General features: G+C 71.5%; 9 protein-coding genes and 1 pseudogene. 3 read left to right on the plus strand and 7 right to left on the minus strand.

Annotated elements, in window-relative coordinates:
- Positions 1–22: 22 nt before the first annotated feature.
- Together LE181_RS16655 and LE181_RS16660 are read right to left on the minus strand one after the other, a co-directional pair.
- Positions 23–2071: a dynamin family protein gene (locus tag LE181_RS16655; RefSeq protein ID WP_225662075.1), complete on the minus strand. Its 2049-nt coding sequence runs from the start codon at positions 2069–2071 to the stop codon at positions 23–25.
- Between the two features lie 152 nt (positions 2072–2223).
- A pseudogene (locus LE181_RS16660) lies at positions 2224–3500 on the minus strand (serine hydrolase domain-containing protein).
- Between the two features lie 265 nt (positions 3501–3765).
- Here LE181_RS16660 and LE181_RS16665 point away from each other — a divergent pair.
- Positions 3766–5271, plus strand: coding sequence for a SulP family inorganic anion transporter (locus LE181_RS16665; protein WP_225662076.1), 1506 nt, complete (start codon positions 3766–3768; stop codon positions 5269–5271).
- 186 nt (positions 5272–5457) lie between these two features.
- On the opposite strand, the gene LE181_RS16670 is transcribed toward LE181_RS16665, so the two are convergent.
- Together LE181_RS16670 and LE181_RS16675 are read right to left on the minus strand one after the other, a co-directional pair.
- Positions 5458–6558: a phosphotransferase family protein gene (locus LE181_RS16670; protein ID WP_225662077.1), complete on the minus strand. Its 1101-nt coding sequence runs from the start codon at positions 6556–6558 to the stop codon at positions 5458–5460.
- A gap of 233 nt (positions 6559–6791) precedes the next feature.
- On the minus strand, positions 6792–8093 hold the full coding sequence (locus LE181_RS16675; protein WP_372458386.1) for an MFS transporter: 1302 nt from the start codon (positions 8091–8093) through the stop codon (positions 6792–6794).
- 80 nt (positions 8094–8173) lie between these two features.
- On the opposite strand from LE181_RS16675, the gene LE181_RS16680 reads away from it, so the two are divergent.
- Both LE181_RS16680 and LE181_RS16685 read left to right on the plus strand, forming a co-directional pair.
- Positions 8174–9052, plus strand: coding sequence for a LysR family transcriptional regulator (locus LE181_RS16680; RefSeq protein WP_225662078.1), 879 nt, complete (start codon positions 8174–8176; stop codon positions 9050–9052).
- Positions 9053–9172: 120 nt separating this feature from the next.
- Positions 9173–9466, plus strand: a complete 294-nt coding sequence (locus tag LE181_RS16685) for a hypothetical protein (protein ID WP_225662079.1) — start codon at positions 9173–9175, stop codon at positions 9464–9466.
- A gap of 89 nt (positions 9467–9555) precedes the next feature.
- Here the strand turns inward: LE181_RS16685 and LE181_RS16690 are convergent, their stop codons facing one another.
- The 3 genes from LE181_RS16690 to LE181_RS16700 form a co-directional block, all read right to left on the minus strand.
- Positions 9556–10230, minus strand: coding sequence for a hypothetical protein (locus LE181_RS16690; protein WP_225662080.1), 675 nt, complete (start codon positions 10228–10230; stop codon positions 9556–9558).
- 67 nt (positions 10231–10297) lie between these two features.
- Positions 10298–11176, minus strand: a complete 879-nt coding sequence (locus LE181_RS16695; RefSeq protein WP_225662081.1) for an alpha/beta fold hydrolase — start codon at positions 11174–11176, stop codon at positions 10298–10300.
- Positions 11177–11291: 115 nt separating this feature from the next.
- A complete protein-coding gene (locus LE181_RS16700; RefSeq protein WP_225662082.1) occupies positions 11292–12578 on the minus strand; it encodes a cytochrome P450 in 1287 nt (428 codons plus the stop codon).
- Positions 12579–12585: the final 7 nt, after the last annotated feature.

Consider the following 12585-nt stretch of genomic DNA (forward strand, 5'->3'; position numbering starts at 1 on the left):
GGCTGGTGTGACTTCACTCCCGCTACGACTTCTCCAGGGTCCGCAGGGCCTCTACGAGTGCCCGCCCCTCCTCGTACGCCGGTTCAAGCTGTTCGATCAGACCCTGCCGGACCTGGTTCTCGGGATGAGCGATGCGCAGCCGCACGAAGTCACGCGACTGCTCCAGTTGCTCCCGGTACTGCGCCAGGTTGTCGGCCAGGTGATCGATGACGTCGGTGCCCTGGACACCGGCGGACAGCGCGAACTGTTCCTTCACCACCGCGACTTCGGCGTCGATGGCCCCGATCCACTCCTCCTGGAGGGCTTGGAGCGAACTGATCCTCTTCTTGCGGTACTGGATCCCCATGAAGACCAGCGCGGCCGCGCCCGCGACGAACCCGGCGGGAGGAAAGACGGTGCCGGCGGCCGCCAGGCCGTACAGCCAGGTCCCGCCCGCGGCGACGGGGGTGACGATGCCGACGAGTGCCGCCGCACGCTGAACGACGTCCTGGGCGGTGGTCGCGCGATGCGTCCGCTGGGGCACGGAGAGGTCGTTCACGTCGAAGACGGAGTCGGGAAGGCGTCCGGCGAGGTCGCTGTCACCGAAAAAGTGGTCCACAGCCTGCACCACATCGTGCTTGAACGCCTCGAACTGCTCGGTCCAGAGCGTCGCCGGACCGGTCGGGGCCTCCATCCACGTCCGGAGCGCCTGGGTCTTCGCCACCTGGATCTGGTTCGCCCTGGCCGGCCTGCTGACGTCGGTCTGCCGGATGGTGGCGTCCAGTGCGGCGTGCAGATGGGCGGCCAGCCGGCCGAACGGCCGTACGGCCCGCCCGACCCGGGTCTGAAGCTTCCGTTCCAGTTGCTCGCGCAGCTGCGGCAGCACCCGGTCCAGGAGCTCCAGCCGCTGCTGCTGACCGTCCAGCAGGTCCCTCAGACCGTCGATCTCCAGCCGCTCGGCCCGCAGCCGGTCCTCGATCACCCGCAGCCGGGGAACGAGCAGGACACGTGCCTCGGCCGCCACGGCGGCGATGTGCCGGGTACCGGTTCCCGTGCTGATCAGGTCCTCGATCGCCTGACGCAGCGTGTCCATCCGGCTCTCCGCGCGGTACCGCCGTGCGGGCGTCTCGGCCTCCTCGGCCTCCAGCTTGGCCGCGCGCGCCTCCAGGGCCGGGGAGACGGGGAGGAAGCCCTCGCCGATGAAGCCCAGGTCCGGCTGGCCGTCGGGGAGGGTGAAATTCTCCCGGAGGTAGCTGTTGTTGCGGGCGATGGTCGCCTTCCACTCGACGACGTTGCGCAGATCGAGATTCGATGCCGAGTCGATGGCGGTGACCACCCACACGACCCGCTTGCCGGACAGCAGATAGTGCTCGTACAGGAAGCGGATAAGGTCGAGGTCCCTCTCCGAGAGCGTCCGGCTGGCGTGCGAGACGTACATGAAACAGTCCGCATCGGCCATCGCGGCCCTGACGATCATGTCGTGGACGGGATTCGGGGAACCGTAGCCGGGCAGGTCGTAGAACTTCGCCGGAAGCCTGGCGTCCGCCAGGAGCACCTCGACCTCGGCGACCTCACGGCCCCGGTGCGCCCTGTGCCGGTCGGTGACGTCCGCGTCCTGCATCGCGTAGGCCGCGACCACGGACGGGGCCGGGGAGTTCCCGACGTCCTCCCACTGACCGTCGGCCGAGTCGGTGAAGCGCACCCGTAAATAGCCGGTCCCGGACGCGTCGACCGTGGACTGGCCGTCCACCGGCACCACGCTCGCGGGACAGGCCGTGGTCGGCACCGGCGAGGACGGCAGCAGCCCGACGAACTTGTCCGCCGTCTGTCCGTCGGCGGTCTGCACCTCGACCAGCTCCAGACCGCCCTGCAGGCCGCTCAGCAGGAAACTCTTGCCGGACGAGAAGGCCCCCAGGAGCGCCACGTTGATCAGGGTCGAGGCCGCACGCGTCCTCAGCCGCTTCACGGTCGCGGCTTCCCCGCGCAATTCCCCCGGCCATTCTCCCGGGGCCTCGGGGAGGGCGGCCGCATCGCGCAGCCACGCCTCGGACCGGTCGAGAACGTCGCGCAGTTCACCGCGCGTTTCATCCACATCCCTTGGCACAGTCACGCCACCGGTATAGCCCTTGGCCGAAGAGCGACGTGGCCGGTTCGGCAACGTCGGGCCCGTTCCGTTACCTTGGCCCCGGCCGACGCGCCCGGCGCCCGGCGCAACGCTGTGCACGCCGTGGGAGGTCCGGGGCGTCACCTCGCCGCGGGCTGTGCGGGCAGGTTGTAGACGTTCCCCGGTGCGACGATCTTCGTGATCGCCTCGCCGAAGAGCGTGCTGGGCTCCGCACCGTCGTGGTCGACGTCGGTGTTCAGCAACACGACGAGCGTCGCCTGTGCCTTCGGCAGGTGGACGGTCAACGTCTCGTAGCCGGGCAGCGAGCCGTTGTGCCCGATCCAGCCCTGGACGTCGAAGATGCCGAGGCCGTACGCGGCACCCGGGATCGTGGTCCGGGCGGTGGCGAGCCGCTGCTTCTGGGTGGGGGCGCTGAGCATGGGCCGGCCGTCGGGGAAGACGCCCGTGGCGACCGTGCGTGCCCAGACGCGCAGGTCCTCCAGGTCGGAGATCATCGCCCCGGCCGCCCAGGCCCAGGAGGGGTTCCAGTCGGCGGCGTCCTCGGTCTTTCCACCGGCGGTCTGGTTCGTGTACCCCTGCGCGTGCGGGTTGGGGAACTCCGCGCCGGCCGGGAAGAGCGTGTCGTGCATGCCGGCCGGTGCGAGCACGTTCTCCCGGATGACGTCCCGGAGCGGCCGGCCGCTGATCTTCTCGATGACGAGGCCGAGGAGGATGAGGTTGGTGTTGCAGTAGGAGAACTTCTCGCCCGGCGGGAACGACACGGGGTGCTTGAAGGCGTAGTCGAGCAATTGCCGCGGCGTGAACGGGCGCCGCGGATCGGTCGTCAGCGCCTTGTAGAAGTCCTCGTCCTCGGAGTAGTTGAAGAGCCCGCTGCGCATACCGGCCAGCTGGCGCAGGGTGATGACGGTGCCGTTGGGCACTCCGTCGAGGTACGTGCCGATCGGGTCGTCGAGCTTCACCTTGCCCTGGTCGACCAGTTTCAGCAGCGCGGTCACGGTGAAGGTCTTGGTCTCGCTGCCGATCCGGATGTACATGTCCGGCGACATCCTCCGGCCGTTGCTCTTGTCGGCGATCCCGAACGACCGTACGTAGCGTCCCTTGTCGGGCGTCCACAGGCCGACGGTCACCCCGGGTACGTTCGCCTCCCGCATGACCCGCTGCACGGCTTCGTCGAGCTGCTGCGCCACGGCCGGAGTGAGCTCCCGGAAGTCACCCCGTCGGAGGCCGACGCGGACGGCGCGGAAGCGGACGGCGTGGGTGGTCCGGCAGCTGTGGCGGCGGTGGGAACGGGCACCGGCGCCGTGAACGCGGCACCGCCCGCGACCGGCACCACAACCATCCCCACGGCAACGGCGGTCACGGCCCCCCTGCGCAACCGTATGCACGAGTGCGTCATGGGCTGACTCCAGCCATACGAGAACAAATCCACGTAAACCTGGGCAAATCTTAGACCGGTTCCTTCGCCCGGCCTGCCCTCGGGCGAAGGCCGGGCGCGGACCCCGGCGGGTAAAGTCTTTGCTGGTGGAGGCCGGTTTCCGGCCCGCCGCGCACCACCCCGGGCCGGAGGCGGTGCCACATCCGGCGCGCCCGCGCCGTTTCCGCACGCCCGCCCTGCCGACGAGGACAAGGGGGTGTGCCCGAGTACGACAGGTGTCCGTTTCTTGTCTTCCACCGCTCCGTCCCCGTCCGCGCGGCTGCGCGGCCTCCGTCCCGACTGGCTGGGAGATCCGAGGGTGTGGCGCACCGAGGTGCTGGCCGGTCTGGTCGTGGCCCTCGCGCTGATACCCGAGGCGATCTCGTTCTCGGTCATCACCGGCGTCGATCCCGCGACCGGGCTGTTCACGTCCTTCACCATGGCCGTCACCATCGCCGTCGTCGGCGGCCGCCGAGCCATGGTCTCCGCCGCGACCGGTGCCGTCGCCCTGGTCATCGCCCCGCTCAACCGCGAGCACGGCCTGGGCTACCTGCTGGCCGGGGTGATCCTCGCCGGCCTGTTCCAGATCGCGCTCGGCGCCCTGGGGGTGGCGAAGCTGATGCGGTTCGTCCCCCGGTCGGTGATGGTCGGCTTCGTCAACGCCCTCGCCGCCCTCGTCTTCCTGGCCCAGGTGCCCGAGGTCCGGAACGTGCCCTGGGCCGTCTATCCACTGATCGCCGGTGGCCTGGCGCTGCTCGTGCTCCTCCCGAGGATCAGTACCGTCGTGCCGGCCCCACTGGTCTCCGTCGTCGTCCTGACCCTCGTCACCGTGGGCGCGGGAATCGCGGTGCCGACCGTCGGTGACAAGGGCGAGCTGCCGTCCTCGCTGCCCGTGCCGGGCCTTCCGGACGTGCCGTTCACGCTCGACACGCTGACCACCGTCGCTCCGTACGCCTTCGCGACGGCGCTGGTGGGGCTGATGGAGTCGCTGATGACGGCCAGGCTCGTCGACGACATCACCGACACGCCCTCCTCCAAGACCCGCGAGTCCATCGGCCAGGGCATCGCCAACATCGTCACCGGCCTCTGCGGGGGCATGGGCGGCTGCGCCGTGGTGGGACAGACGATGATGAACGTGAAGGTCTCCGGTGCCCGCACCCGCCTGTCGACCTTCCTGGCCGGCGTCTTCCTGCTGACGCTGTGCATCGCCTTCGGGCCGGTCGTCTCCGAGGTCCCGATGGCCGCCCTGGTGGCCGTCATGGTCATGGTGTCCGTCGCGACGTTCGACTGGCATTCCGTGGCCCCCGGGACGCTGAAGCGGATGCCTGCCGGGGAGATCGCCGTCATGGTGGTGACCGTCGCCTGCGTCGTGGCGACGCACAACCTCGCGATCGGTGTCGTCGTCGGCTCGATCACCGCCATGGCCGTCTTCGCCAGGCGCGTCGCCCACCGCACCGAGGTCACCGCCGTCCCCGGCCCCGACGGCACGTCCGTCGTCTACCGGGTGACCGGCGAGCTGTTCTTCGCGTCGTCCAACGACCTGATCGGGCGGTTCGACTACGCGGGCGACCCGGACGAGGTCGTCATCGATCTGTCGTCCGCGCACGTCTGGGACGCTTCGTCGGTGGCCGCCCTGGACGCGATCGAGGCGAAGTACGCCCAGCGTGGCAAGAAGGCCGGGATCACCGGGCTCAACACGTCGAGCGCCCGCCTCCACGGCAGGCTCAGCGGCGAACTCGCCGGCCACCACTGACCCGTGCCGCCGGCGGAAGCCGACGGAGACGCGCCCTTGAGGGGCTCGGTCAACCCTCTCGTCCGACGCCTCGCCGACAGGGCTGCGGCGCAGACCGCTGCCCCGGCAGTGCCCGCTCAGACCGTCCGGAAAGCGCCCGTCGGCATCATCGACACACGCGAGGGCGAGAGCCCGGCGTCGTACGGCTCAGGGTGAGCAGGCCACGTCACCGGCCTCCTCCAGCACCCTGGCGAGCAGGGCCGCGCTCCGCAGGGAGGGAGTCCGTCCGTTCGGCCACTGGATGCCCGTGCCCGCCATCAGGCGCGTGATCCGGGACGTGAGCAGGGTGAACCGGAAGGCGGCGAAGACCTCGTAGAAGGTGAGGTCGCGCAGCGGGCGGCCGAGGAAGGTGGCGTACGTCGCCACGGTCTCCCGTCGGCCCGGCAGGCCGGGAAGCCGGTGCAGGCCGAGGCCCTCGCTCAGGTACCGGTCGGTGAAGAGGTACCAGGCCAGGTCGTTCTCCGGTGCGCCGAGCGTGGCCATCTCCCAGTCCAGGAGGGCGACCGGGGTGTGGCCCGAGTAGATGATGTTGCCGATGCGGGCGTCGCCCCACAGCAGCCGCGGCGGGTCGGGCTCTTCGGGGCAGTGGTCCCGCAGCCAGTCGGCGGCGCGCAGGACGACGGGGTCGTCCTGGACGCCGTAGAACTCCACGTTCGCCAGGCACTCGCCGAACTGGCGGCGAATGCCGACGGGGCCGTAGGCCCGGCCGTGGGCCGGGTCGTCCAGGAAGGACAGGTCCAGGGCGTCGGGGTCCAGGCGGTGGAGCCTCGCCATCAGCTGCAGACCGCCGTTCCAGACCTGCGCGCGGCCGGCCGGGCGGAGTTCCGCCAGCCAGCCGGACCGGTGGTACGAGGGGATGTCCCCCGGCACCCGCCCGTCGATCCGTTCCATGACGACGAAGGGGGCGCCCAGGAGTTCGCCGGAGGTTTCGCTGCCGTGGATTCCGGCCACCGGTACGTCGGTTGCGGCCAGCAGTTCCTGGAGCCGGACCTGACGGTGCCACGAGGACTCCGGCAGCAGGTTGTGGCGGGCCGGAGCCACCCTGACGGCAAGGGACCGGACCAGGCTCCGGCCGCCCCGGTGGTTCCACTTCACGTCGCACAGGAGCGTCTCGCCGCTGAAGCCCGTCTCGACAGGAGTGCTCAGGGCCCCGACCGTGGGGGTCCCCTCGTCGGGGAACCGGTCGGTCAGCCATTGCGCGATCGCCTCACGGGTGCGGTGCGGATCACGCTGCAGCGGTACGGACATGACTGCTCCCTGCTCAGGGGAAGGCACCCGGCCGGGCGGCGGAGCGCCTTCGCCCGTGCTCCTTCTCCGCCGCCCCGTGGGCAGGGGACACGGACCGCTCGAAGCGCCGCCGGTGCGGCGAGACCCAAGATCCGGACACCCGCTGCCGGGCGGCCTAACGCCATCGTCGGTCCGTGGTTACGTGGGACCGGGCAGATGCATCCCTGCGGGTGGCCGCCGCCCACGGGGACGGGTCACCCGGTCCCGTCCGGCGCGAACCGGCCCGCTCGGCCCGTACGGCTCGCACGACGGCGATCGTCCAGCCACGTCACCACCAGGGCGACGGAGATCGCCCCGCCCAGCGCGCACGCCCCGTGCCATCCCGCCGCGGCCCAGACGGCGGAGGTGAGGGCCGATCCCGCGGCGCCGCCGGCGAAGTACGAGGTCATGTAGGCGGAGTTGAGGCGGTTGCGGGCTTCGGGGCGCAGCGCGTACACCAGGTTCTGGTTGCTGATGTGTACGGCCTGGACGGCCGCGTCGAGCACGATCACGCCGACGAGCAGCGAGGTGAGCGCCACGGCGCCGCCGGAGCCCCCGGCTCCGAGCAGAGCCCAGGACGCGAGGAGCAGGAGCGCCGAGACGCCGCTCACCCGGTGCACCAGGCCACGGTCCGCCAGCCGCCCGGCCACCGAGGCCGAGAGGGAGCCGGCCGCCCCGACCAGACCCAGCAGTCCGATCGCGGACTCGGACCAGCCGTAGGCGGGGCCGGACAGCAGGAAGGCGAGGGCCGTCCACAGCACGCTGAACGCGGCGAAGGACAGGCCGCCCAGCACGGCCCGGCGTCGCAGCACCGGCTCGTGCGCGAAGAGCGCGGCGGTCGAGCCCAGCAGCCTGGGGTACGTCAGCCCGGCGTGGGTCCGCAGCCGCGGCAGGGTGAGCCGCAGCAGGAGTGCCATGACGGCCATGAGCACCGCGTTGACCCAGTAGACGGTGCGCCAGCCGCCGAGGTCCGAGAGGAGTCCGGCCGCGGTGCGGGCGAGCAGGATGCCCAGGAGCAGGCCCGTCATCAGCGTGCCGACCGTGCGGCCGCGCTTCTCGGGCGGCGCGAGGGTGGCCGCGTACGGGACGACGACCTGCGCCGCGACCGACGTGAGGCCGGTGAGGGCGGTGCCGACCAGCAGCCCGGTGGTGTTGACCGCGCTCGCCGTCACGGCGAGGAAGACGGCGGTAGCGGCGCACAGCCCGGCCGCCAGCCGACGCCGCTCCAGGAGGTCGCCGAGGGGGACGAGGAGTATCAGCCCGAGCGCGTACCCGACCTGGGCGACGGTCACCACCAGCGCCGATGCGGCAGCGCTCATGTGCAGGTCCCGGCCTATGACGTCCAGCAGCGGCTGCGCGAAGTAGTTGCCCGCGACGGACAGACCGCAGGCCACGGCCATCAGCAGCAGGGTGCCCCGGCCCAGCCCTCCCCCACCCGTTCCCGCTTCCGGCCCCGTTCCCGCTTCGCTGGTTTCCGCGTGCTCGCGCGCAGGTGGCGCATGGAGTTCGTTCGGCATGCAAGGAGTCTCGGTCCGTGCCGATCCATGAGTCCAACACATAATTTTCATCGCATCGATCGCGGATTACGATCGATGAAATGGAGCTCCAGCAGATGCGTTACGTCGTGGCCGTCGCCGAGACCGGCGGCTTCACCCGAGCCGCCGAACGCTGCCATGTCGTCCAGTCCGCGCTCAGCCATCAGATCGCCCGCTTGGAGAGGGAGCTCGGGGCGCGCCTGTTCGACCGTACGAGCCGCAGCGTGCGGCTCACGGCGGCGGGCGCGGCGTTCGTGCCGGTGGCGCGGCAGGCGCTGGAGGCCGCCGACCGGGCCCGTGCCGAGGTCGACGCGGTGACGGGCGAGGTGCGCGGGCGGCTGGCGGTCGGTGCCATCTCCACCGTCGCCGCGGTGGACCTCGCCCACGAGCTGGGCCGCTTCCGGGCCCGCTACCCGCAGGTGCGCGTCAGCCTGCGCATGGACATGAGCGAGGCGCTGATCGAGGGCGTGCGTCAGGGCACGCTCGACGTCGCGTTCATCGGCCTGGTACCCGGCATGCGCCCCCAGGGCGTGTGCCGCAAGGAGCTGGCCCATGACGAGCTGGTCGCCGTGGTGGCGCCCGAGCACCCGCTCGCCGCCCGCAAGCGCACGGACCTGCAGCGACTGGCCGGCGAGCCCTTCATCGACTTCCTCGCGGGATCGGCGGCGCGGCAGCAGCGCGACGCGGCGTTCCACGCGGCCGGACTGGTGACGGACGCGCCGTTCGAGGTGACGGACGTCGAGTCCCTCGTGCGGCTCGTGCGCGCGAACCTGGGCATCGGCATGGTGCCCAAGGCCGTCGCCGCCAGGTTGCAGGGCGTGCACGCCCTGCGCGTGCGCGACGCGCCTTCCCGCGTGGAACAGCTGGTGTGGAGCACCCTCGGGACGTCCCCGGCCGCCGCGGCCTTCCTCTCCCAGCTGGGCGCGGGGGCGGATGACTGAAGAGGACACCGCTCTTTCTTGATCCGCACTGTTGACGTCCGCCACGCCGACGCGGACCGGTGACGAGGAGTCAGGGCGCCCTCACGGCGTTCTCCCGCACCGCGGTCTACTGTCGGACGCATGACGGAGATCATCGTGGTGTACGAGCTCGACAGGGCGCCGACCGCGGTCGGCAGGGCGTCCAGTGGTGAATCCGGGGCCGGAGGGACCCCGGTCGTCCGGCAGGTGCATGCGGCACCCACCGCCCCGGGCTCCTCGGCGCTGGGCCCCCGGACGTTCTGCGGCAAGGACACCTTCGCCATGGAGGCGGCCCCGTGGGAGCCGTCGGAGCACCCCGGTTCCCCGTGGTACGCCCCGGAACACGCCGACCGGGTCTGCAGCGCCTGCGACGCCGTGCTGGAGGACGAGAGCTGACGGGCCGACCGGAACTGCGGCCGTCGCGGGCCGCAGCCGGCGGGAACCCCTGTGCGTTCGTCCTGCCGGGGGCGAGAAAGCGGCCGGTGTCAGCGGTCGGCGAACGTTGCGACGGCGAAGGCCAGTCTGCGGTCCAGCCAGCCGGCCTTGATCTGGAATTCCTGGCCCACGGACTGCATGACCTGCTCCTCGCCCGCCAGCCACAGCAGGGTCCGTTCCTTCACCTGGCCGTCGTCGTGTCCGAGGGAGAGCGCGGAGTCCACCAATTCGCCGAGGAATTTACCCGCGGCACGGGCCGCGACCTCCTTGGGCGCGATGGCGGCCCACTTGTTGCGTCCCACGATCTCCGGGTGACCCGCCTGCTGAATGCGCCAGGTGTGCCGCAACAGTTTCCTCGACGGGGGCACCCGGCGGATCACCCCGATCTCCCGCCCCTGGCCGTCCCGCACGCTGTAGCGGCGTTCGTCGCCCTCCGCGTCGCATTCCTCGATCGTGCACAGGACGTGTTGCGCCTCCCGGTCCTCGTACAGCACGCGGCCGACGTCACGGACACCCACAACGGCCGAACGGAAGAAGGCACAGGGAGCCTTGACCCGGTCCTGGCCCTCGCGCCTGGGAACGCGCACGGCATTGGGGCCGAGCACCGGACGCTTGCGCTGCGGACCGGTCTCCCGCTCCACGATGTCTATCGAGAACCTGTGGACGCCCCGCCAGTCGATGACGGCGAGCGGCGGCTCGCCGTTCCTGTTTCTTCCGAAGACCATGCCGCGACCTTACTGAAGCTGTCGCTCCGTATTCCCCGGAGCCCGGCGGCCATGCCGACGGCCCGGCTCATCCGCCGTTCGCGGCCGTGTGGCCGAGGATGGCCGTCGCGAGCGGGGCGAGCACTTCGCGCGGCAGTGCGTGGCCCATGCCGGGGATCTCGACGACGCGTGCCCCGCGGACGGCCTGGGCGAGGTGCTGGGGGTGCGGCGGGGGGAAGACCGGTTCGGCGGGGGCGGAGACGACCAGGGTGGGCACGTCGGTGGCGGCGAGTTCGTCGGTACGCAGCATGCCCGAGGGGTCGGCGCTACCGTGCGCGGTGTTGGTCCGATGGTGCCCCGTGTGCTCGATGATCCTGCGCTCCAGCGAGCGGAAGTAGTCCGCGTCGAAGGGCAGCTGCCCGCCGGACAGGACCCGCCAGTGCTCGACGCGGCGGTCCAGCTCGGCCTCCAGGCCGTGCTCCTCGACGGGCCGGGCCCACATCTCCAGCACCTCGGGGGCGATGCCGGGCAGTTCGTCGGGGGCGAGCCGGGTGCCGTCCGGGCTCGTGTAGGGAGCGGTGCTCAACGCGCACGTGCCCATCAGCGTCGCGGTGAGCAGCCGTTCGGGGTGATCGGCGATCAGGAGCTGGGCGAGCATGCCGCCCAGCGACAGCCCGACGATGTGGGCGCGGTCGATGCCGAGCCCGTCCAGCACGGCGACCGCATCACGGGCGAGATCGGTGACGGCGTACGGCTGCCGGTCGAAGGCCCAGGGTGAGCGGCCGGTGTCGCGGTGGTCGTAGCGGATCACGCGGTGGTGCTCGGCGAGGGCGTCCACGAGCTCGTCGGGCCAGCCCATGCCGGACGCCTGCGCGCCCATGATCAGGAGCAGTGGCGGGGCGGCGGCGTCGCCGCGCTCTTCCGCCCAAAGCCGGACGCCGGGCGCGACATCGATGACGTGGTGCATGGGGTGCTCCTCCCGTGGATTCCTCAGAACGGAGACGATAATACGATACGGTCCGTCTCGCGATCAAGGGAGTATGCGACCCGCCGTGCGCGAGGGCCGTGGCCCTCGCAGCCCGTCAGGACGGTGGAGCCGGTGGAGCCGCCGCCGCGAGGGCCAGCGGGAGCGACTTCACGCCGTTGATGAAGTTCGAGACGAGCCGCTGCGGCTGCCCGGCCAGGGACAAGGACGGCAGGAGGTTCCGCGCCTCCTCGTAGAACACCCGCAGCTGCAGACGGGCGAAGTGCGCACCCAGGCAGACGTGGGGGCCGTTCCCGAAGGAGACGTGGGGGTTGGGCGTCCGGGAGAGGTCCAGGCGGTGTGGCGCGGCGAAGGCTCGCTCGTCGTAGTTGGCCGAGCCGTGGAAGACGACCACCTTCTCGCCCGCGCGTATGCGCCGGCCGGCCAGGTACGTGTCGTGGGCCGCGGTCCGGCGGAAGCTGAGCACCGGCGGGTGCCAGCGCAGCAGCTCCTCCACGCAGCCCGCCGCCCCCACGTCCCCCCTGCGCAGCAGGTCGTACGCGTCCGGGTGCCGGGCCAGGGCCAGCAGGCCACCGGGCGCGGCGCTGCGGACGGTGTCGTTGCCCGCGATGGTCAGCAGGAAGAAGGACATCTCCAGCTCGGCCGTCTCCAGATCGTCGTCCGACGCGAGCACGGTCATCACGTCGTCACCGGGATGCCGCCGCTTGAAGGCGGCCAGGTCCCGGGCGAAGCCGAACATGTCGCCCAGCATGGCCGGGGACCGCGGATCGGCGGGCCTGCCGTCCGGCCCCGGCTCGGGCGCACCGGCCTCCTCCGGGTCCTGGTAGCCGATGACGCGCCGGGTCCAGTCCAGCAGCAGCCCCCGGTCGGCTGCGGGCACTCCGAGCAGGTCGGCGAGGTTGAGCAGGGCGAACTCGTCCGTGACCGCGGCGACGACGTCACACGTTCCGTCCCCGGAGCGCGCCGCCTCAACGGCCGCCGTCAGCAGATGGCGGGCCCGTTGCCGCACGGCGGCCGTGAAGCGCTCGACGCGGCGGGGCGTGAAGGCGTGACTGATCAGCCGGCGCAGCCGGCCGTGCTCCGGCGGGTCCTGATTGAGCATCATGCGCCGGACGAACGGAAGGTCCGCGGGGTCGGGATCCCTGATCTGCGTCGCGCCGAGGCGGGAGGAGAAGGTCCGTGCGTCCTTCAGGACGCGCAGGACGTCACGGTGCCGGGTGACCGCCCAGAAACCGGGACCGGCGGGCCAGCCCAGCACCTCGTGCTCGTCCTGCCAGGCCACCGGGTGCCGGTCGCGCAACAACCGGTAGGCGTCGTGCGGCAGCCCGTCGGCATAGACCCGCGGGTCGAAGACGTCGGGCACGCCGGCGCCCAGGGGGAACACATCGACT

Origin of the sequence: Streptomyces sichuanensis (assembly GCF_020328095.1) — a bacterium.
In the GTDB taxonomy this organism is placed as follows: domain Bacteria; phylum Actinomycetota; class Actinomycetes; order Streptomycetales; family Streptomycetaceae; genus Streptomyces; species Streptomyces cinnamoneus.

What these genes read in the sequence shown, in the direction of transcription:
- LE181_RS16670 (WP_225662077.1), bottom strand. Translation starts at nt 6,558, where the DNA reads ATGTCCGTACCGCTGCAGCGTGATCCGCACCGCACCCGTGAGGCGATC.
- LE181_RS16675 (WP_372458386.1), bottom strand. Translation starts at nt 8,093, where the DNA reads ATGCCGAACGAACTCCATGCGCCACCTGCGCGCGAGCACGCGGAAACC.
- LE181_RS16680 (WP_225662078.1), top strand. Translation starts at nt 8,174, where the DNA reads ATGGAGCTCCAGCAGATGCGTTACGTCGTGGCCGTCGCCGAGACCGGC.
- LE181_RS16685 (WP_225662079.1), top strand. Translation starts at nt 9,173, where the DNA reads ATGACGGAGATCATCGTGGTGTACGAGCTCGACAGGGCGCCGACCGCG.
- LE181_RS16690 (WP_225662080.1), bottom strand. Translation starts at nt 10,230, where the DNA reads ATGGTCTTCGGAAGAAACAGGAACGGCGAGCCGCCGCTCGCCGTCATC.
- LE181_RS16695 (WP_225662081.1), bottom strand. Translation starts at nt 11,176, where the DNA reads ATGCACCACGTCATCGATGTCGCGCCCGGCGTCCGGCTTTGGGCGGAA.